This is a genomic window from Streptomyces sp. NPDC006335 (assembly GCF_040612795.1).
Lineage (GTDB): Bacteria > Actinomycetota > Actinomycetes > Streptomycetales > Streptomycetaceae > Streptomyces.
Genome location: NZ_JBEXQX010000016.1, coordinates 135,060 through 154,322, shown reverse-complemented (window position 1 = coordinate 154,322; position 19,263 = coordinate 135,060). Strand labels below are relative to the sequence as shown.

General features: G+C 71.1%; 19 protein-coding genes and 1 pseudogene. 5 read left to right on the top strand and 15 right to left on the bottom strand.

Features of this window, described 5'->3' with window-relative positions; translation table 11 throughout:
• Positions 1-5: 5 nt before the first annotated feature.
• The 8 genes from ABZ098_RS34475 to ABZ098_RS34440 form a co-directional block, all read right to left on the bottom strand.
• A complete protein-coding gene (locus ABZ098_RS34475; RefSeq protein ID WP_356597666.1) occupies positions 6-1,769 on the bottom strand; it encodes an immunity 49 family protein in 1,764 nt (587 codons plus the stop codon).
• 89 nt (positions 1,770-1,858) lie between these two features.
• Entirely contained in the window at positions 1,859-3,901 is a 2,043-nt protein-coding gene (locus ABZ098_RS34470) for a pectinesterase family protein (RefSeq protein WP_356597665.1), read from the bottom strand.
• A gap of 124 nt (positions 3,902-4,025) precedes the next feature.
• A complete protein-coding gene (locus ABZ098_RS34465; protein ID WP_356597664.1) occupies positions 4,026-5,480 on the bottom strand; it encodes a HAMP domain-containing sensor histidine kinase in 1,455 nt (484 codons plus the stop codon).
• A complete protein-coding gene (locus tag ABZ098_RS34460; protein ID WP_356597663.1) occupies positions 5,477-6,214 on the bottom strand; it encodes a response regulator transcription factor in 738 nt (245 codons plus the stop codon). Before ABZ098_RS34460 ends, ABZ098_RS34465 begins: the two co-directional genes overlap by 4 nt.
• 105 nt (positions 6,215-6,319) lie before the next feature.
• On the bottom strand, positions 6,320-6,514 hold the full coding sequence (locus ABZ098_RS34455; protein WP_356597662.1) for a hypothetical protein: 195 nt from the start codon (positions 6,512-6,514) through the stop codon (positions 6,320-6,322).
• A 29-nt stretch (positions 6,515-6,543) separates the two neighbouring features.
• Positions 6,544-7,674 (bottom strand): trypsin-like peptidase domain-containing protein, encoded by a 1,131-nt coding sequence (locus ABZ098_RS34450; protein ID WP_356597661.1) that lies wholly within the window; start codon positions 7,672-7,674, stop codon positions 6,544-6,546.
• A gap of 130 nt (positions 7,675-7,804) precedes the next feature.
• Positions 7,805-8,827, bottom strand: a complete 1,023-nt coding sequence (locus tag ABZ098_RS34445; RefSeq protein WP_356597660.1) for a LacI family DNA-binding transcriptional regulator — start codon at positions 8,825-8,827, stop codon at positions 7,805-7,807.
• Between the two features lie 119 nt (positions 8,828-8,946).
• A complete protein-coding gene (locus tag ABZ098_RS34440) occupies positions 8,947-9,714 on the bottom strand; it encodes a response regulator transcription factor (protein WP_356597659.1) in 768 nt (255 codons plus the stop codon).
• Between the two features lie 118 nt (positions 9,715-9,832).
• Between ABZ098_RS34440 and ABZ098_RS34435 the strand changes: the two genes are divergently transcribed.
• The 3 genes from ABZ098_RS34435 to ABZ098_RS34425 are packed head-to-tail and all read left to right on the top strand — an operon-like array spanning position 9,833 to position 12,157.
• On the top strand, positions 9,833-10,681 hold the full coding sequence (locus tag ABZ098_RS34435; protein WP_356597658.1) for an alpha/beta fold hydrolase: 849 nt from the start codon (positions 9,833-9,835) through the stop codon (positions 10,679-10,681).
• 37 nt (positions 10,682-10,718) lie between these two features.
• Positions 10,719-10,973, top strand: a complete 255-nt coding sequence (locus ABZ098_RS34430) for a MoaD/ThiS family protein (RefSeq protein WP_007382997.1) — start codon at positions 10,719-10,721, stop codon at positions 10,971-10,973.
• A 2-nt stretch (positions 10,974-10,975) separates the two neighbouring features.
• On the top strand, positions 10,976-12,157 hold the full coding sequence (locus tag ABZ098_RS34425) for a hypothetical protein (RefSeq protein WP_356597657.1): 1,182 nt from the start codon (positions 10,976-10,978) through the stop codon (positions 12,155-12,157).
• Here the strand turns inward: ABZ098_RS34425 and ABZ098_RS34420 are convergent.
• From ABZ098_RS34420 to ABZ098_RS34390, 7 genes and pseudogenes are all read right to left on the bottom strand, one after another.
• Positions 12,154-12,549 (bottom strand): VOC family protein, encoded by a 396-nt coding sequence (locus ABZ098_RS34420; RefSeq protein ID WP_356597656.1) that lies wholly within the window; start codon positions 12,547-12,549, stop codon positions 12,154-12,156. The genes ABZ098_RS34425 and ABZ098_RS34420 overlap by 4 nt on opposite strands.
• A 10-nt stretch (positions 12,550-12,559) precedes the next feature.
• Entirely contained in the window at positions 12,560-12,820 is a 261-nt protein-coding gene (locus ABZ098_RS34415) for a DUF3099 domain-containing protein (RefSeq protein WP_356597655.1), read from the bottom strand.
• A 73-nt stretch (positions 12,821-12,893) separates the two neighbouring features.
• Positions 12,894-13,181 carry a DUF1416 domain-containing protein gene (locus ABZ098_RS34410; protein WP_007382995.1) on the bottom strand — a complete coding sequence of 96 codons (288 nt, stop codon included), beginning with the start codon at positions 13,179-13,181 and terminating at the stop codon, positions 12,894-12,896.
• 58 nt (positions 13,182-13,239) lie between these two features.
• Positions 13,240-14,079, bottom strand: a complete 840-nt coding sequence (locus ABZ098_RS34405; protein WP_356597654.1) for a sulfurtransferase — start codon at positions 14,077-14,079, stop codon at positions 13,240-13,242.
• Positions 14,080-14,470: 391 nt separating this feature from the next.
• The gene (locus tag ABZ098_RS34400; RefSeq protein ID WP_356597653.1) at positions 14,471-15,199 is read right to left on the bottom strand and encodes a DUF2993 domain-containing protein; all 729 of its coding nucleotides are present in this window, start codon (positions 15,197-15,199) and stop codon (positions 14,471-14,473) included.
• A gap of 60 nt (positions 15,200-15,259) precedes the next feature.
• Positions 15,260-16,901 (bottom strand): annotated as a pseudogene (locus ABZ098_RS34395) (IS200/IS605 family accessory protein TnpB-related protein).
• A gap of 225 nt (positions 16,902-17,126) precedes the next feature.
• Entirely contained in the window at positions 17,127-17,489 is a 363-nt protein-coding gene (locus tag ABZ098_RS34390) for a DsrE family protein (protein WP_356597652.1), read from the bottom strand.
• Between the two features lie 210 nt (positions 17,490-17,699).
• Here ABZ098_RS34390 and ABZ098_RS34385 point away from each other — a divergent pair, with 210 nt between their 5' ends.
• Together ABZ098_RS34385 and ABZ098_RS34380 are read left to right on the top strand one after the other, a co-directional pair.
• The gene (locus ABZ098_RS34385) at positions 17,700-18,395 is read left to right on the top strand and encodes a hypothetical protein (protein WP_356597651.1); all 696 of its coding nucleotides are present in this window, start codon (positions 17,700-17,702) and stop codon (positions 18,393-18,395) included.
• Positions 18,392-19,153, top strand: a complete 762-nt coding sequence (locus tag ABZ098_RS34380; RefSeq protein ID WP_356597650.1) for a hypothetical protein — start codon at positions 18,392-18,394, stop codon at positions 19,151-19,153. The genes ABZ098_RS34385 and ABZ098_RS34380 overlap by 4 nt, the downstream gene beginning before the upstream one ends.
• Positions 19,154-19,263 lie beyond the last annotated feature (110 nt).

The window sequence follows — 19,263 nt, the reverse complement described above, 5'->3', positions numbered from 1 at the left end:
CGCTGTCAGAACGGCTCCGCCGCCGCCACGATCCGTGCCGGCAGATACGGCGACCTCACCCTGATCTGCCATCCTCGCCTGCGTGCGTGGCAGACCAGGGCCAGGATGTCGAGGCTGAGGACGGCGTCGGGGTCGGAGGGGCGGTCGGCCACGGCGTAGTGGTCGCGGTGGGCGGCGAGGGCGTCCAGGAGGGCCAGGTTGAAGCTCTCCTCGTCACCCTCGACGAGCTGGGAGAAGAGCACCGCGGGCGGCGGCGGGAACCCCTGGTCGCGGGCCTTCCCGGTGTCCCGCAGGGCCTGGTCCGTGGCCGGCTCGGGATCCTCGCCGCGCAGATAGGCGTGCAGGGCCCGGCGGTAGGACGCCGACACGGAACGGTCCGGGCCGACGCGCTCCGGGCCCGCCAGGACCAGCGGCGCCAGATGCTCCCGCCGGCCCGTGATCAGCGCGAGGTGGACCGCCCGGTGCCAGGCCCCCGGCCCGGCGTCCTCGTCCCGGCACGCGGGGTACGTCACGGTCCTGCCGTCGATCGTCACCGGGACGTCGGTGCCGGGCTCCGCCAGCGTCGTCCGGAACAGGGCGGCGCCCAGCTCCGCGGCCAGCCGCAGGTTCTCCACCTGGGCGTCGCTCGCGTCGGACGTGTGCGCGGCACGGGTCCGGAAGAGGAGCTCCTGGTAGGTGACGGCGTAGGCCAGCTCGAAGGTGGTGAGCGACTTGCCCGGCACCGGGGTGACGGCGTCCCGGGTGTACCGCTCGAACTGCTCCTCGCTGTCCGGGTCCAGGGGGCGCGGTTCCAGGGACCGCCCGAACTCCACCACCCCCGCGGCGAGTTCGGCCACCGCGTCCGGGCGCCGGTCCCGGCCGTAGGGCCCCACCCGCGGGGGTGTGGCCCTGAACCCGGTGACCAGCGCGTCCGGCAGGTAGTCGCTGTCGACGGCCGGCGGCCAGCCCTCGTCGCGGTACGCCAGCGCCGTCAGGGCGATCGGCAGGAGGGGGAGGAGACTGCCCGGACGCGCGCCGGGCCCGGGGGTGCCGGTCAGCGGCCGCAGCAGTCGTACGACCGCCTCGCCGAAGCCGTCGCGGTCGCCCGCGGTCAGCGCGCGCAGTGCCTGGAGCCCGATGCCGTACGGCTGGTCGGTGAGCGGCCGGCCGGTCTGTGCCGCCAGCGCCCGGACCCGGTCGAGCGCCGCGTCGAGCGCGGTGAGCTTCTGCTCGCGGGAGGGCGGGTAGGTGACGTCGTCGTCGGCGGTGTCGCCGAGGACGTACGCCATGAAGCCGTTGATCAGTTCGGCGTCGGGGTGTCCGGAGCGGCCCTGCTGGGGTGCCTCGCGGGCGAAGTGGAAGGCCTCGCCGTGCCATTGGGCCTTCTCGGCGAGGACCGCCAGGCAGAAGGCGTCCAGCCACTTGGCGGCGGTGACCGGCTCCGGGACGCCACCGGGCTCGCGGTCGTAGACCAGGCCCCAGTTCGGGTAGGTGAGGAAGACCTCGAAGTGGTCGCGCGGGAAGTAGGCCGCGTACGCCACCGCGCCGGCGGCCGCCTCGGCCGCGTCCTCCAGGACCGCCTTCGCCTCGGGGGAGTGGAGGTCGGGGGTCTCCACCGAGAGCGCGCCGAGGTACTCGACGAACTCCTGGGCGATCAGCCACCACTCCCACGCCGTCACCGGGCCGGCCTTGGACATGGAGTGGACCTGCGAACCGATCCTGTTCGCGAAGTCCTTCCGCACCGCCGAAACGGCCGCCTCGCCGACCCGATGCCTTTCGATTCGCACCATTGTTCCGCTCCCCCGTCCGACTTCTCGATCTACGGAACCAGCCTAGATCGAGGGTCTGACAGAGGCGCGGAAGTCAAGGAAACGGCAGGTCAGGACGCGGTCGGCGTCCAGCCGGCCAGCCAGTCGGCGACCTCCTGGTCCGCGGCCTGCGCGTCGGTGAGCTGCGGTCGGTTCGACGAGGCCGCGCCCGAGCCCGCGCCGGTGTTCTTGTACTCCGCGAACCGGTCGTCCTTCCAGGAGAAGCCGCTCATGTCGGTCCACGGCGTGGACTTGACCGCCGCGCTCAACGACGTGTTACGGACCGTCGCCTGCGGGTCGAGGCTCGCGTCACCCCCCGCGTGCCAGGGGCGGCCCAGGTAGAAGCTCGCGGACGAGACGTCACCGTTCACCGTCGAGTTGGCGATGAGGATGCCCTTGCGGTTCGCGGCGGTGCTGGGCGCGGTGATGTAGCCGGCCGAGGTGCCGTTCCAGCGCTTCTTCAGTGTGATGACGGACTTGTCGATCACCGCGGTGGCCCGGCCGAAGATGAAGTCGACGTTGCCGACGACGTAGGAGTTCTTCATGTAGACGCGGCCGAGCCTGTCCTTGGCCGCGGTGTCCACCAGCAGCGTGTCCTGGTCGCCGTTGACGATGATCCCGTCGAGGAACACCTTGTCGGCGGCGGTGCGCAGGGCGACGGCCTGCTGGGCGATGTCCTGGTGGGCCTTCTCGTCGAAGTCGTTGGAGATCGACAGGTTGCGGGCCTGGAAGTCGTCGGCCTCGACGGCGACGGTGGCGCTGCCGCCGGTGCCGTAGGTACCGGAACCGTCGGGCTTGGGCGTGCCGGACGCGTTGTTGTAGACGATCACCGTGTCGTTGCGGCTGGATCCCGTGCCCTGGATGGTCACGTGCGGCTTGTTGGACGGCACCTTGACCAGCTCGCGGTACGTCCCGGGCTTCACGGAGATCACCACGCGCGAGGGGTTGTTCGCCGGTACGGCGTTCACCGCGGCCTGCACGGTCGAGTACTGGCCGCTGCCGTCCTTGGCGACGGTGAGCGTGGTGGCCGCCGCGGCCTTGGTGGTGGCCGCCGTCGTACCGATCGAACCGCGCGGCCCCGCGCCCGACTTCAGCAGCGCGGGCACGTCGGCGGTCTTGTCGAGGGTGTAGGCGTAGTACGTCTTCGGGTCGAAGGCGGTGCCCCCGCTCTCGTTCCTGCCGCTCGTGCCGGCGAAGGTGTTGCCCTTCTGGACGATGCTCGCGGTGCTGTCCTTGATGACGGGGTTCTTGACGCCCTGGAACCAGGAGTTCTCCAGGACCATCTTGGTCGCGCCGCGCGAGTAGTTGCCGTAGGACGAGTTGATGTCCGTCCCGGCGACGTCCTCCAGGAAGTTGTTGTAGAGGTGCGCGTGGGCGGCGTTGTCCGTCGACGGGTTGCGCTGCTCGGTCTCGCGGATCCAGTTGTGGTGGATCGTGATGTCGGTGACGACGTTCTCCGTCCAGCCGATGCCGAACGCCTTGTTGTCCTGGCTGAGCTTGTTCCAGGAGACGGTCACATAGGTGCTGTCCTTGCGGACGTCGATGAGCCCGTCGGCCATGTGACGCAGGTCGTTGTGGTCGATCCACACATGGTGGGCGCCGTCCATCTGGATGGCGTCGAAGTCGTGCTCCTTGTCGTTCCACACGCCCTGGTACGCGTCCCGGATGGTGAGGTTCCGGATGATCACGTTGTGCACCCCGGCGCCGAGGAAGAAACCGCCGCCGACGATCTGACCGGACGTCCCGGACCCGACGATGGTCTTGTCGCTCCGGACCTTGATCTCCTTCCCGACCGGGTTCATGTCGATGGTCGCCGCGACGACGATGACGTACGGCTCACTCGCCGTCGCGTACTTCTCCAGGTCGGCGAGCGTCTTCACGGTGACGATCTGGCCGCCCCGGCCGCCGTAGGTCCCGTTCTGGCCCAGCGCGTCGACGGAGGCGAAGCCGTCCGCGGTGGCGGTGGCCCACGCGGGGACGGCAGCGGCGGTGGCGGCGGAGGCCTGGTGCTGGGCGCCGGGCAGGAAGCCGTAGGCGAGCCCTCCGGCGGCCGTCAGGGCGAGCGGAACACCGAGGGCGAGAGCGGTGGTTCGGCGTCGACGATGCTGGGCCATGGGGTCATCCGTTCCATGCGGGGGGTAGGGACCGCAATGCAGTCGCCGCCCCCGCGCGGAAGGTTGCCGCGCGAATCGGCCGGTTCGCCGCGGGACTTCGGATCGAGACCTCCTACCGCCCGTTCTACGGCACGGGTGTGTCCGGGGGCGGAGTCGGCGCCCCCGGAAGTCGTACGGTGGCGATGGTGCCGCCCCCCTCGGCGTGGTCCAGGGTGACCTCGCCGCCGGACTGCTGGACCGTGCGGGCCACGATGGACAGACCTAGGCCGGAGCCGGGCAGGGCGCGGGCGCTGGGGGAACGCCAGAAACGGTCGAAGACGTACGGGAGTTCCTCGGCGGGGATGCCGGGGCCGTGGTCGCGGACGGTCAGGACGCCCTGGGTGAGCCGGACGTCGATCACCGCACCCTCGGGGCTGAACTTCACGGCGTTGTCGAGGACGTTGACCACGGCACGCTCCAGAGCGGCCGGTTCCGCTCGGGTGTACCAGGGCTCCAGCGAGGCGTTGATGGTCAGCTCCGGTCCGCGCAGCCGTGCCCGGCGCAGGGCCGCCTCGACGGTGTCCTCCAGCGAGACCACCTGTACGCGTTCGCCGCGCTGGCCCTCCGAGCGGGACAGCTCCTGCAAGTCGCCTATGAGAGCGGCCAGTTCCGTCATCTGCGCCTTCACCGAGGCGAGCAGTGCCTTGCGGTCGGCCTCGGGGAGGGGACGGCCGGTCTCCTCGCTGCGGGTGAGGAGTTCGATGTTGGTGCGCAGGGAGGTGAGCGGGGTGCGCAGTTCGTGACCGGCGTCCGCGATCAGCTGCTGCTGGAGATCGCGGGAGTTGGCGAGGGAGCTCGTCATCGAGTTGAAGGAGCGGGACAGCCGGGCCACCTCGTCCTCGGCGTCCTCCTCGACGGGGATGCGGATGCCCAGATCCTCGGTTCGGGCCACGTGCTCGACGGCCTCGGTGAGCTTGTCCACGGGCCGCAGCCCGGCCCGGGCGACGGCGAGACCGGCGGCACCGGCACCCAGGACTCCGATGCCGGAGACGAGGAGGAGGATGAGGGCGAGGTCGTTGAGCGTCTTCTCGGTGCTGTTCAGCGGGAGGGCGATGAGAATGGCCGCCTTGGAGGAAGCCCCCTTCTGGTCCGTGACCGTGTAACCCGGCAGCGCGAGGACACGGACGCTGTTGCCGTCCGCGTCGGTGCTGTCGTGGAAGACACCTTGACCGAGCTGCCCGGTCTTGATCAGGTCCTTGTCGGTCCCGGTGACCTCGACCGAGCCGAGGGAGTACGGGAAGACACAGGTCTTGCCGCTCTCCGTGACCACCTGGAAGTAGGAGTTGCGAGGGCCGTCGGTGTTCTGCGGGGAGGTCTGTGTGGTGCAGTCGGCGACCGCGGCCTTGGCCTGACCTTCGAGCGCCGGCCCCCGCAGCGACTTCTGGAGGTCATTGTCCACCTGGTCGTACAGCTTCCCCTGCACGATGAACCAGCACGTCACCGAGACCGCCGCCACCGCGAACGCCACCGCCGCCGCGACCAGCAGCGCCAGCCGGGACCGGAGGGGCAGGGAGCGGTACCGCCGTACGAGCCTCTTCACTCCGCGCCACCCTGTCGCAGCACGTACCCCACGCCCCGCACGGTGTGCACGAGCCGCGGCTCGCCGCCCGCCTCCGTCTTGCGGCGCAGGTACATGACGTAGACGTCCAGCGAGTTGGAGGAGGGCTCGAAGTCGAAGCCCCAGACCGCCTTCAGGATCTGCTCCCTGGTCAGCACCTGGCGCGGGTGGGCCATGAACATCTCCAGCAGGGTGAACTCCGTACGGGTCAGCTCCACCGGCCGCCCCGCCCGCGTGACCTCTCGTGTCGCGAGGTCCATGCGCAGGTCGGCGAAGGTGAGCGCCTCGTCGTCCTCGGCGGCCGCCGCCCCGGCCGCCGCCGCGTAGGAGGAGCGCCGCAGCAGCGCCCGGACCCGGGCGAACAGCTCGTCCAGCTCGAACGGCTTGACCAGGTAGTCGTCGGCGCCCGCGTCGAGCCCGGTGACCCGGTCGCCGACCGTGTCGCGGGCCGTCAGCATCAGGATGGGGGTCGTGTCGCCCGCGCCGCGGATGCGCCGGGCGGCCGTGAGCCCGTCCATGCGGGGCATCTGGATGTCGAGAACGACCAGGTCGGGCCGGTACGCGGTGGCCTTGTCGAGCGCGTCCGCGCCGTCCACGGCCACCTGGGTGTCGTAGCCCTCGAAGGCGAGGCTGCGCTGGAGTGCTTCGCGCACCGCCGGCTCGTCGTCGACGATCAGGATGCGCTGGGGGTCACGGTCGCCTTCGGCGGGGCTCATGGCTGGGGATTCCTCGGGGGCGGTGGGGACGACAGGGGACTGAAGGAGGTGAACGCTTTCAGCCTCGCACGGTTGCCTGCCGGTGCTGAAGGAGGTGCTTGGGGGTCAGCCGCGTACGGTACGGCGGCGGCCGCGGGCGGCGCTCACCCCGCGGCGGGCCCCCGCCGTGGACGCGACCGCCGTGGACGCCACCTCGGGCGCCCGCGTCACCGGTGGATGCAGCTCGTACGCCACCTCAAGGGCCAGGGCGAATCCGGCCGGGTCGGTGCCGGCCACCGTGTGCGAAACCTGCTCGGTCATGACGTACTCCTCGCGAAGGTCCAGGGGTGTCAGTCGTCGGAGCCGCCGGCCCGCAGCGTGGCCAGGTCGGACTTGACGGTGTTGATCGGGATGGAGAAGCCGAGCCCCGCGCTGCCGGCCGTGGACGAGTCCGAAGTGGCCGAGTACATCGCCGAGTTGATGCCGATGATGTTGCCGTTCATGTCGATCAGCGCGCCGCCGGAGTTGCCCGGGTTGAGGGACGCGTCCGTCTGGATCGCCTTGTACGTCGTCGTGGACGAGCCGGTGTCGCCGTTGAACTGCTGGCCGCCGAACTCGAACGGCCACGGTCCGCGGTCGCCCTGGTTCTGGCTCTGGCCCTCGTCGGTCGCGACGGTCACGTCCCGGTTGAGAGCGGAGACGATGCCGCTGGTCACGGTGCCGGTGAGGCCCTCGGGGGAGCCGATCGCCACGACCTGGTCGCCGACCTGGACGCCGTCGGAGTTGCCGAGGGTGGCCGGAGTCAGGCCGGAGGCGTTCTCCAGCTTGATGAGGGCGAGGTCCTTCTTGCTGTCGGTGCCGACGACCTTCGCGGTGTAGGTCCTGCCGTCGCTGGTGCTGACCTTGACGGAGTCGGCGCCGGAGATGACGTGGTTGTTGGTGATGATCTCGCCGTCGCTGGTGATGATCACGCCGGAGCCGGTGGACTCCCCGGCGTTCGAGGTGGCGTTGATCTCGACGATGCTCGGGCTGACCGCCTTGGCGACCCCGGCGACCGTGCCCTTGGCGGAGGAGGGGACCACGTTGGTGCTGGTGCTGCTGGAGGCGACGGTGTCGTTGCCGGACAGCTCCTGGATGCCGTAGGCGGTGCCGCCTCCTATGGCCGCGGCGACGATCGCGACGGCGGCGAGGAGGGCGAGGGGGCCGCGGGTGCGCCGCTTCGGAGCGGGAGCGGGCGCCCCGGGCTCGGCGGGGGGCGCGGTGAGGAGAGCGGTTCCGCCGCCGTCGCCGTCACCGCCGTACGCACCGGCGGCGAAGGCCGCGGGCTGGGCCTGCTGCTGCCCCGGGGGCGTGGCGGGCGGCTGGGCCGGCGGGGGCGGCCACTCGGGGTTCACGGGCGACGAAGCGTGCTGCTGCTGGGCGCCCTGGTAGGGGTTCTCGTACTGCTCGTACTCGCCGTCGCGGCGGAAGCTCTCGGTCATGACAAAAAGCTTGTCCCGCGACCATGAGAGCTTCCTGAGTGCTCCCTGAGAAGCCCGGCAGAACCTCGTTCGCCCGATATAAAGCCGTCGCTGGCCTGCGGCCAGGTGCTCTCAGACGGTCTTCAGAAACTCACTCGCAGCCGCAGGAGCGCCGCACGACCAGCTTCGACGGGAACACCTTCAGCCGCTCCCGGCGGGAGCCGGCGACCCGCAGCCCGTCGTCGAGCACCAGGTCCACCGCGGCCCGGGCCATCGCCGACCGGTCCGACGCCATGGTCGTCATCGGCGGATCCGCGAGCGCGGCCTCCTTGATGTCGTCGAACCCGATGACCGCCAGTTCCCCGGGCACGTCGATGCGCAGCTCGCGCGCGGCCCGCAGCAGGCCGATCGCCTGGTCGTCGGTGGAGCAGAAGATGGCCGGCGGGCGCTGCGGCCCGGCGAGAATCCCGAGCGCCACCTGATAGGCGTCGTAGCGGTTGTACGGCGCCTCGAAGAGCCGTCCCTCGGTCGGCAGCCCGCGCTCCTCCATGGCCCGCCGCCAGCCCTCCACGTGGTCGGAGACCGGGTCACCGACGGAGGGGGTGTCGGCCGTACCGCCCATACAGGCGACGTAGGGGTAGCCGTGGTCCAGCAGGTGCTCGACGGCGATCTTGGCGCCGGAGAGGTCGTCGAGGACGACGGCGACGTCGTCGATGGCCTCCGGCCGCTCGTGCAGCAGCACGACCCGGGCGTCCCACGCCTCGATCTCGGCGGCGGCGTTGTCGTTCAGGGCGTGCGAGACCAGGATCAGTCCGGAGACCCGCATCCCGAGGAACGCCCGCAGATAGTGGACCTCGCGCTCGCCGATGTAGTCGGAGTTCCCGACGAGCACCATCTTCCCGCGCTCGGACGCCGCCTGTTCGACCGCGTGCGCCATCTCCGCGAAGAACGGCTGGCGCGCGTCCGGCACGATCAGGCCTATGAGATCGGTGCGCCGGGACGCCATCGCCTGGGCGACCCGGTCGGGCCGGTACCCCAGCTCCTTGATCGCGGCGAGGACACGCTCGCGCGTGGCCGGGGCGACCGGCCGGGGTCCGTTGTTGATGACGTAGCTGACTACGGCGGTGGACGTTCCCGCGAGTCTCGCCACGTCATCCCTGGTTACCTTGGCCACGCGCGGAGTCTACGCGGATGGACCCGCTCTGGGCAGGGCGTGAAGGAGGGTCCCGTACTCCACACGTGAGGCGTGCGGGGGTACGTCGGTGCCGGAGCCATGCCCATGCGCGGGACCCGTTACGCCTCTACGTCCTCGAGGGCGGCGCTCTCGTCCGCATCCTCCGTCTTTGCCCGGTCCGCCTTGGCCTTGGCCTCGTCGGTGGCCCGGTCGCCCTTCTCGGGCGTAACGAATCGATAACCGACGTTCCGGACGGTCCCGATCAGCGACTCGTGCTCGGGTCCGAGCTTCGCGCGCAGCCGTCGTACGTGCACGTCGACCGTCCGGGTGCCGCCGAAGTAGTCGTAGCCCCAGACCTCCTGGAGCAGCTGCGCGCGCGTGAAGACGCGGCCCGGGTGCTGGGCGAGGTACTTGAGGAGCTCGAACTCCTTGAAGGTGAGGTCGAGGACCCGGCCCTTGAGCTTCGCGGAGTAGGTCGCCTCGTCGACCGACAGGTCGCCGTTGCGGATCTCCATGGGGGAGTCGTCGTTGACGATCTGCTGCCGGCCCATGGCAAGCCGCAGCCGCGCCTCGACCTCGGCCGGTCCGGCGGTGTCGAGGAGGACGTCGTCGATGCCCCAGTCGGCGGTGACGGCGGCGAGGCCGCCCTCGGTGACGACGAGGATGAGCGGACAGCCGGGCCCGGTCGAGCGCAGCAACTGGCACAGGCTGCGGACCTGGGGCAGGTCACGGCGTCCGTCGATGAGGATGACGTCGGCACCCGGGGTGTCGACGAGGGCGGGGCCCTCCGCCGGGGCCACACGCACGTTGTGCAGGAGCAGGCCGAGGGCCGGAAGCACCTCCGTCGACGGCTGGAGGGCGTTGGTCAGGAGCAGCAGAGAACTCATACGTCTGGTTCCTCCTCGGTCCCGCGAGGTCATGGCCTTCGTATACAGGGGTATCCGAAAGCACAAAAGGACCCGGGGGCTGCGTTGCCCGAGTCCTCTTCCGACGAGAATAGCCCACATGAGCATGGATCCGGCAGGTCGTGTGGTGCGTTCCACGGTGCGTCCGCACTCTGAGACGCGCAGACATGCACCTATACGGACGTTTCTGCACACCGACGACGGTGTGACGATCGATTCCGTATACGATCCGCCCTCCTTCGTATACGACGCCTCCCGGCCACCCGCGCGTGACGTGGTGTTCGTGATCGCGCACGGTTTCACCGGCGACGTGGATCGCCCGCACGTTCGCCGGGTGGTCCAGGCGCTCACGCGGTACGGGGGCGTGGTCACCTTCTCCTTCCGCGGCCACGGAGCCTCCGGCGGGCGCTCGACCGTCGGCGACCGCGAGGTGCTGGACCTGGCCACCGCGGTGGCGTGGGCGCGCGGACTCGGCCACGCGCGCGTGGCGACCGTCGGCTTCTCCATGGGCGGTTCGGTGGCGCTGCGGCACGCGGCGCTGTACGGGCCGCAGACCGACGCCCACACGGACGCGGTGGTCTCGGTCAGCGCGCCCGCCCGCTGGTACTACCGCGGCACCGCCCCCATGCGCAGGCTCCACTGGCTGGTGACCCGCCCCGCGGGCCGCCTGGTGGGCCGCTACGGCTTCCGCACCCGCATCCACCACCGCGAGTGGAACCCCGTCCCCCTCTCCCCGGTCGAGGCGGTCCCGAGGATCGCCCCCACCCCCTTGCTCATCGTCCACGGCGACCGCGACGGCTACTTCCCCCTGGACCACCCGCGGATGCTCGCGGAGGCCGCCGGCGACCACGCCGAGCTGTGGATCGAGCCCATCGGCCACGCCGAGCACGCGGTCGGCGACGAGCTGCTGGACCGTATCGGGGACTGGGCTGTCACAGCGGGCGGCTAGCCTGGCCCCGTACACCACCGAACGATTGAGGAAGCGGATGCCAAAGGTCACGGTGCGCTACTGGGCCGCCGCGAAGGCCGCGGCCGGGATCGCCGAGGAGCCGTTCGACGCGGCCACCCTCGCCGAGGCGCTGGACGCGGCGCGCGAGCGACACCCCGGCGAACTCGTGCGCGTCCTGCGGCGATGCTCGTTCCTCGTCGACGGTGACCCCGTGGGCACCCGCGGACATGAGACGGTACGGCTGGCCGACGGCGGCACGGTCGAGGTGCTCCCGCCGTTCGCAGGAGGGTGACGATGACGAACCAGCCGTACGAGGGCTACGACCAGTACCCGCAGCAGGGCTGGCCGGCCCACGCCCAGCAGGGGTACGAGGACCCGCAGGCCGCCCAGCAGTACACCCAGCAGTGGCAGGGCCAGACCTGGGACACCCAGGTCCACGCACCGGTCCAGGGCGCCGCGGAGACGGCGTATCTGCCCCAGCAGGCGTACGACGCGGAGTCCCAGGGCTACGACCCCGGACGGCAGGGGCCCGCGGCTCCCGTTCAGGGCCCCACCGCCTACGGCTCCCCGACGCCGACTCCGTCCCCGTCTCCCGGCCCCTACGGCCAGGCCTCCTACGGTCCCGCGCCGGCCACTCCGCCCGGACCCGGCGAGCAGGGCTCCGCCCCGGCTCCCGCCTCCTCCGAGTACGGCCCCGCCACCCTCGCCGGCAACGCCCGCGTGACCGACGCCCAGCGCGCCCGCATGGAAGGCCGGTCCCCGGTCATCGAGCCCGGCATGCAGCCCGCCGCGCTCACCGCGCTGCTCGGCCTGCTGCTCTCCGGCACGGCGGCCGTCGGGTCGTACGCCCTGCTCGTACCCCTCGTCGTCCTCCAGGCCGTCACCGCGGCCGGCTGGTTCCGGCTGAACGGCATGTGGCCCGCCCGGCAGGGCATCGCGCTGGCGTTCCTCGGCGCGCTGGTGGCGGACGCGGCACTGCTGACGGCCGGCCGGGAGAACGCGCCCGCGGCGATCCTCGGCACCCTCGGCGTCTGGGTCCTGCTCAGCCTGGTGCTGCAACTGCGCTCGCACGCCGACCCCGACGAGCGGATGTACGGCCTGATGGCGACCGTCGCCTCGGCGGCCCTGGCGATCGTCGCGACCGGCCACCTCGCGGCGGACCCGGACGCGGTGACGGTCGGCGCGGCCGCGGTGGCCGTGGCGGTCCTGGCCCGCGCGCTGCCGCTGCCGACCCCGGCCTCCGTGGTCGTCGCGCTGCTCGCCGCCGCGGGCGCGGGCATCGCCGTCGGCGGGATGACGGGCCTCGGCGCGAAGGGCGCCCTGCTCGGCGCGGGCGCAGCGGTGTGCGCGCTGATCGGCCACCGGGTCGCGAGCTACGACTACCCGTCCCGCTTCGTGCACTTCACGGCCGGCGTGGCCCTCCCGCTGGCCGCGTCGGCCCCGGCGGTGTACGTACTGGGCCGCGCGATCGGCTAGGACGCCGGGGGCGCCTCGGTCCACAGACAGAAGGGGTGCCCCGACGGGTCGTGGAGCACCCGCACGTCGTCCTGCGGCTGGTACTCGGCCAGCCGCGCGCCCTCGGCGACCGCTCGGGCGACCTCGGCCTCCAGGTCGTCCACCTCGATGTCCAGGTGCAGCATCATCTGCTGGTCGCCGGGCTTACGGGTGGGCCAGACCGGCGGGACGTACTCGGGTTCGGTCTGGAAGGCGAGGGACGTGCCCCCGGTGCCGGGCGGCGGGCCGATGAGCACCCAGTGCGGCTCCTCGGCGCGCACCACGTACCCGAGCAGGCGCTGGTAGAAGGCGGCCAGTTCGTGCGCGTCGTGGGCGTCGAGGACGACGGTGGACAGCCTCGCGGAAGAAGACACGCCCGCCTTCCTACTGCCGCCGCCTCTTCCCGTCCAGTTCGTCCCACCACTCGTCGGACTTGGGGTCGCCGGACGGGTCGTCCCACCAGCGGTCGTCGGGGCCGCGCCGGTTGGCGACCATCGCGGCGAGCGGCGGGATCACCATGGCGACCACGCACATCCCCACGGCCACCGGGATGGACCAGAGCCGTACGACTCCCCAGGCCAGGACGAACAGTCCGATGCACGTGCCCATCATGGCGAAGTAGACACGCCGTCGTCGCGCCAACATGGTTCCAGCGTAGGCCCGGACAGGCCGAAGGGCCGTACCCCCAGGGGTACGGCCCTCGCACTGCTGACCTGCCTCAGACGGCGATCGCGACCTCGGCCAGGCCGCCCTGCTGGGCGACGACCGTGCGGTCGGCGGTGCCGCCGGGGACCAGGGCGCGAACGGTCCAGGTGCCCTCGGCCGCGTAGAAGCGGAACTGGCCCGTCGCGGAGGTCGGGACCTCCGCCGTGAACTCGCCGGTCGAGTCCAGGAGGCGGACGTAGCCCACCACAGGCTCGCCGTCACGCGTCACCTGACCCTGGATCGTGGTCTCACCGGGCTTGATCGTCGAGGCGTCCGGGCCGCCGGCCTTCGCTCCACACATGTCTTTCTCCAAAGAGGGGTCTGACCGGAAGGAAGGCCGGTCGGGTTGGACGGGTGTCTTACTTGTTGGCGCCGAGCTCGATCGGAACGCCGACCAGGGAGCCGTACTCGGTCCAGGAGCCGTCGTAGTTCTTGACGTTCTCGACACCGAGCAGCTCGTGCAGCACGAACCAGGTCAGGGCCGAGCGCTCACCGATACGGCAGTACGCGATGGTGTCCTTGGCGAGGTCGACCTGCTCCTCGGCGTAGAGCTCCTTGAGCTCCTCGTCCGACTTGAAGGTGCCGTCGTCGTTGGCGTTCTTCGACCACGGGATGTTGCGCGCGGACGGGACGTGGCCCGGACGCTGCGACTGCTCCTGCGGCAGGTGGGCCGGGGCGAGCAGCTTCCCGGAGAACTCGTCGGGGGAGCGCACGTCGACCAGGTTCTGCGAACCGATGGCCGCCACCACGTCGTCACGGAAGGCGCGGATCGAGGTGTCCTGGGGCTTCGCCTTGTAGTCGGTCGTCGGGCGCTCGGGCACCTCCTCGACCAGCTCGCGGGCGTCCAGCTCCCACTTCTTGCGGCCGCCGTCGAGGAGCTTGACGTTCTCGTGGCCGTACAGCTTGAAGTACCAGTAGGCGTAGGACGCGAACCAGTTGTTGTTGCCGCCGTAGAGGATCACCAGGGTGTCGTTGGCGATGCCCTTCGCCGAGAGGAGCTTCTCGAAGCCCTCCTGGTCGACGAAGTCGCGGCGGACCGGGTCCTGCAGGTCCTTGGTCCAGTCGATCCGAATGGCGTTGCGGATGTGGTTCTTCTCGTAGGCGGACGTGTCCTCGTCCACCTCCACGATCGCGATGTTCGGGTCGTCGAGGTTGGCCTCGACCCAGTCGGCGTCGACCAGGACGTCGCTGCGGCTCATGCTCTTTCTCCTCCGGGGCAGTTACGGCGGGGCGTGCGGAAAGGTGCGCGGGGCGCACGGATGCCCTGGGACGCCAGGGCGAGGGGATGCGGAGGCCGGTGCCGTCCGCTCAGAAGGGGCGACAGAGCATGGCGGCGACGCGGCACAGGTCTACTGCCCGCCGCTTCGTGAGATCCGCCTGTCGCTTCATAGTGGTCGATCGTAGGGACGGACATACCGGCATGTCACCGGTGTGTCGCATGCTGAGATGCGATCGTCCGGGATGTGGGACCGAAAAGCCGCCCGGACCGTGCTCCCACGGTTCCCGGGCGGCTGTAGCCGTCATCACATCTGCGGTACGGACGTCACCGTCTCGCCTGTCGGACGAGCTGTGTCCGGTACGAGGCTCGTCCTACCCGGCGAGCTTGACGTCCGAACCCTTCACCGCGATCTCCACACCGTTCGCACCCGCTTCGACCTTGTCGAGCTTGATGCCGCCGGGCAGGCCCTCGATCTTCTGGTCGAAGTCGGCGATCGAACGGAAGTCGGTGTCGGCGAGGGTGAAGTCGCCGAAGCTCGGGATCGAGTCGGCGTGCACCCGGACGGTGTCCCCGTCGACCACCGAGACGGTGCTCAGCACGGTCACGGGCTTCTTGAGGGCGCTCACCTCGATGTCGACCTTGATCTTGCCGTTCCCGCCGTCGGACAGGCCGACGACCCTGGCGGTGACGCCCAGCGGAAGCCGGGTCTCCTCGGACTTGGCGGCCTTCAGGAGCTGGTCGTAGGCGATGGTGGCGGACCCGGCGGCCGTGGTGGCGGTGGCGGAGCTGTAGTCGCCGGAGAACGCGACGCCCTTCATGTCGGCGTTCAGGTCGTCGATGCGGATCGTGCCGCCGCTGGTCCCGGTGTCCGCGGCGTAGTCCTTCATCCCGACCTGGACGTCGTCGAGCTCACCGCCGGCCACCTGGGTCAGGAACGGGAACCCCTTGATGTCCACGCTCGGCGTCGTGGTCAGCCCCTCCTGCGTCTTCAGCCGGTCCGCGACCTCGCCCTCCGCGAAGTGGACCGCCAGACGGTCGGCGGCGACGAACAGACCGCCGAGGATCACGGCGATGATCAGAAGTATTCGCAGGGCGCGCATGCGGTGGATTCCCCCAGAGCGGCGGTGTTGTCGACGGACGGGTGGCCGTCGAGCGTGAGACTAACCGTTCCTAGAGACTGGGCAGGAGTGAGTCCTGTTGGCAGGACTCATGCTCAGCCGAACGCACCGAACGGTGTTGGGCGTTCTGGTCGCCCGCTTTCGCTCCGCGGTCCGGCGGCACGCATCTGGTGCGTGGTCCGGGAACGGGAGGGCGGGGTCCCTCGCGCCCAGGGGCACGCCGCTCGGCCTGGACGGTCCGATGCCCCGCACGATCACTCCGGTCGTGTGGGGGCGGTGTCGTCCGTCGCCGGATCGGGTGTCCCTGGGCGCGCCGTCCGATCGCCACGGCGGCAGCCTCGTGGCGGGTCGTCTTGCGCGTGGTGGTGGTGAGGGGCTTCTGCCAGTGCTGGGCGCCCCAGCGGCTGGTGTAGGCGGGGTCCACGGCGATGATGGCGATGCCGCTCTGGTCGGCCATCGAGGTCAGCCGGGCGCGGAGTCTGGCGGTGGGCATGCCGGAGATCAGTTGCTGGAAGCGGCGCTTACGTCCGTGTTTCTCGCGGGTCTTCTCTGTCGTGAAGTCCAGGTCTTCGACGGCGATGGCCGTCACGCCGCAGGTTCTGGCCCAGTGCAGGAGCCGGGTGAGGGCGTGGCGGACCTGGGCGTCACGGTGGTCGGCGGTGCCCGTGAGGTCGTAGAAGAACCGGCGGGGGCTGCCGGTCGGGTTGCCGTGGCCATCGAGGCGCCAGGCGGCCAGGTGGTCGGCGTTCATGTCGACGCCGACCACACCGTGCGCGAGCGCGGCGGCCAGCGGGACGGTCCGGGCGACCGGGAGCTGCCAGGCGGCGGTCACATACCAACGGCCCCGGCCGGTGTCGTAGTGGATGCGGTAGGCGACGGCCCGGTTGGCCGCCACCCGGTCCGCTCACTCCTGCCCCCGGTGCGAGAACCCGACCCGGCACGCGAGGACATACCGGCCGTGCGGGGCATTGGCCAACTCCCGCAGCGGTGCCGGGAGCTTGATGCTGACCTCGCCGTCCGGGCTGATACGGATCGTCTCGTTGCCGTACCGCTTCCCGGACTCGCCGTCCGCCTGCAAAAACCAGCGCGACGCTTCCCACCGCCGCCGCCACTCGGTCTCGGTCAGCTGCGCGGCATGCAGGTGATGGCGGGTGCGGGCCAGCCGTTTCCCGCCGCGTACGACGTGCACGGTCCCGGCTTCCCAGTCGGCACGCGCACGCTCCAGCCGGTCCTCCAGCACCCGCAGGCGCCGCGACTTGGCATGCCACTCCCGCCTGCTGCGGTAACCGCCCGGCGTGTTCCTCGAGCCCTTCACGCCGACCGGCAGCGACAACCGGTGCGCGATCGTCCGGATCCCCGCCTCAAGAGACTGGATGTGCGCCAGCCGGCCACGTCGGGCCAGCGCCCACTGGTCGTGCGTGGCCTTGGTGAGCGAACCCGCCCACCGGGACGACGACACCGCCGTCAGAGCCCGCTTACGGTCCGCCCACGTCTGTGCGGAATGGGCCAGGCCCTGCCTGCACCGCACCTTCAGGTCCCGGGAGGCGAGGGAGCCGAGGTGCGCGCCCACCAGCACGAGGACCTCCTCATCGGCGGGCGTCAGCTCCTTGAGCCTCGTACGGACCGCCACCCCCGAGGGACCGGGCGCCACGAAAGACGCCGCCAGCTCCCGCAACCCGCCCACCCCACACCCCCGTACGGCCCCCCGAAAATCCGCTCATCACACCCAACGAACCCCACCCGGAAAGGTCACACATTCGATGGGCGAACCCTGATTCCCCTCCCGGGGCAACGCCACAACCCTCCGCCGGGACCCTCCGCGCTCACCCACACACGCCAGAACACACTCCGGCCCAGTCAAACCCCAGCAGTTCCCAACCCCGCCGGGTAAGGCGCGTCGCGGGTCCGTTCAGTAGACGAGCGCCTGTGTCCCGTCCGCCAGCGCCTCCTGCACGAACACCTGCGCGCCCGCGATCCGTACGCCCTCGATGACGTCCTTCTCCGTGATGTCCCGGCGGGCCGCGCACTGGGTGCACAGCGTGACCCGTCCGCCCGCGAGGAGCGCCTCGATCAGCTCGGGCAGTGGCGCCGCGTGCGGCAGCTCGAACTCCGCGGCCCGCCCCGGCAGCGCGAACCACGCCGACTCCCCGGTCAGCCACAGCGAGACGTCCACCCCACTGGCCACGGCCACCGCAGCCACGGTGAACGCCTGCGAACAGCGCTCGGGGGCGTCGGTCCCGGCGGTCACCTTGATCACGAGCTTCTTCGCCATGCGGGCAGCGTAGTGCGTACGCCGGCGTGGTGGCCGTACGTCACGATCCAGCGGTCCGGGTGATCCAGGCACCCGGCCGTCACCCGCTCCACGGTCGTGGCCGGCGTGTCCGGATCGTGATCGGCCGGCGCCACAACTCTGGGCGCCGACCGGCGGTCTCCTCTGCGGCGCGCATACGGAACGTGCGCCCCCTGGCTGGTGGGAGCGCAGTTGAAGTACCCGAAGAGACAGTCGGTCGCCGTCGCGGCCGTACTCGGTGTCGTCGCCGGGACGTGTGCCGGATACCTGGTCCAGGCGGGCCGGGAGCCGAAGCTGCCGCTGCTCGTCCAGCCGACGCTCCCGCAGGCCCGCGGTCCGCAACCGGAGCCGCTCACCGCCGAGCAGGACCGCAAGGTCAGGAACGACGGCGACCTGCGCGAGCTGCTGCTGGAGAAGCCGCGCGGGGCGACCACGCCGGAGTGGGTGGAGCCCCAGGGCTGGATGAACCAGTCCGCCTACGCCGACATGTCGGAAGAGCCCGAGGCCGCCTACGCCCGCCTCGACGAGCAGGAGTTCTTCCGGGCGGCGGTCACCGGCTGGGACGCGGGCGACCACGACGTGGAGATCTGGGTGGTCCAGTTCGAGCAGAAGAACGCTCCGACGGCACCCGCGGACGACAGCGAGAGCACCCGCTACTGGGCGGAGACGGACCCGGACGTGAAGAGCCGGCCGATACCGGACACCGGTGACGGCAGGGCGTACGTCCATCCGGAGCCGACCCGTGAGCCCGGCGGCGACCCCGTCCACAGCGCGGAGGCACACGCGTCGCGCGGTGACCTCTCCGTGCACATCTGGGTCTACGGCGACGAGCCGATCCCCCTGGGGACGATCACGGATCTGGCCGAACGACAGATGGAGCGGCTGTGAGGGGGGCGAGCACCGCGTCTGTCCTGCGCTGGATCGCCGTCGTGGCGGTCTTCGCCGTGGGAGGGACCGCCACCGCGTACGGCATCACCCGCCTGGACCGGGAGAACGTGCCCGGGCTCCCGGCGGCGACGGAGGGCCTGTGGGAGTACCCGCGCCTGAGCAGTCCGCCGCTGCCCTCGGACAGCCCGGCCCCGTTCGCCGACCAGGACGAGCCGGGCGCCCACCACGCGGATCTGCGGGCCCTGGTCCTGCCCGCGCCGAAGGGGGCGGTGGAGGACCGGGCGCTGCGCGGAGCCGACGGGTGGCTGGAGACCGACGACTTCCTGTCGGAGTACGCCGAGCCGGACCGGGCCGCCCTCGGGCAACTCCTCCTCGACACCGGCCTGCGGCACATCACCGCACGCGGCTGGACCACCGGGGACGGCACGCGCACCCGTGTCTACCTGCTCCACTTCGGCACGGCGGCGGTCGTGGACGACCTGTTCCACCACCACATGGCACCCCGAAACGCTCCGGCCCACCGGGTGCGCGGCGCCGAACGGGCCGTCTACGACGAGGACCTCCCCGACGCGTCCGGCATCGCGGAGATCCGCCGCTCCGCGTACGACGAGAGGCGGCCGTACGGCGCCGAGCACGTCCGGCAGGCGTATCTGTCCGCCGGGGACGTCCTGGCCGTGGTCCTCCAGTCCCGTGAGGGGACCGTGGCCACCGTGCCCTTCGTGCAGACCCTGGCCCTGCAGAGCCAGCTCCTCGGCTGAGCGGAACCGCTGATGGAGTTCGGGGCGGGCGCGTTGCGGATGTGTCCGGATCGTGATCAACCCTCGGTGCAACTCCGGGGGTTGACCGAGAGTCTCCTGTTGAAGCGCGC

Coding starts and splice junctions, on each gene's coding strand:
- ABZ098_RS34410 (WP_007382995.1), bottom strand. CDS start 13,181: ATGTGTGGAGCGAAGGCCGGCGGCCCGGACGCCTCGACGATCAAGCCC.
- ABZ098_RS34435 (WP_356597658.1), top strand. CDS start 9,833: ATGAGCATGGATCCGGCAGGTCGTGTGGTGCGTTCCACGGTGCGTCCG.
- ABZ098_RS34470 (WP_356597665.1), bottom strand. CDS start 3,901: ATGGCCCAGCATCGTCGACGCCGAACCACCGCTCTCGCCCTCGGTGTT.
- ABZ098_RS34460 (WP_356597663.1), bottom strand. CDS start 6,214: ATGAGCCCCGCCGAAGGCGACCGTGACCCCCAGCGCATCCTGATCGTC.
- ABZ098_RS34415 (WP_356597655.1), bottom strand. CDS start 12,820: ATGTTGGCGCGACGACGGCGTGTCTACTTCGCCATGATGGGCACGTGC.
- ABZ098_RS34390 (WP_356597652.1), bottom strand. CDS start 17,489: ATGGCGAAGAAGCTCGTGATCAAGGTGACCGCCGGGACCGACGCCCCC.
- ABZ098_RS34450 (WP_356597661.1), bottom strand. CDS start 7,674: ATGACCGAGAGCTTCCGCCGCGACGGCGAGTACGAGCAGTACGAGAAC.
- ABZ098_RS34430 (WP_007382997.1), top strand. CDS start 10,719: ATGCCAAAGGTCACGGTGCGCTACTGGGCCGCCGCGAAGGCCGCGGCC.
- ABZ098_RS34455 (WP_356597662.1), bottom strand. CDS start 6,514: ATGACCGAGCAGGTTTCGCACACGGTGGCCGGCACCGACCCGGCCGGA.
- ABZ098_RS34405 (WP_356597654.1), bottom strand. CDS start 14,079: ATGAGCCGCAGCGACGTCCTGGTCGACGCCGACTGGGTCGAGGCCAAC.
- ABZ098_RS34425 (WP_356597657.1), top strand. CDS start 10,976: ATGACGAACCAGCCGTACGAGGGCTACGACCAGTACCCGCAGCAGGGC.
- ABZ098_RS34475 (WP_356597666.1), bottom strand. CDS start 1,769: ATGGTGCGAATCGAAAGGCATCGGGTCGGCGAGGCGGCCGTTTCGGCG.
- ABZ098_RS34400 (WP_356597653.1), bottom strand. CDS start 15,199: ATGCGCGCCCTGCGAATACTTCTGATCATCGCCGTGATCCTCGGCGGT.
- ABZ098_RS34440 (WP_356597659.1), bottom strand. CDS start 9,714: ATGAGTTCTCTGCTGCTCCTGACCAACGCCCTCCAGCCGTCGACGGAG.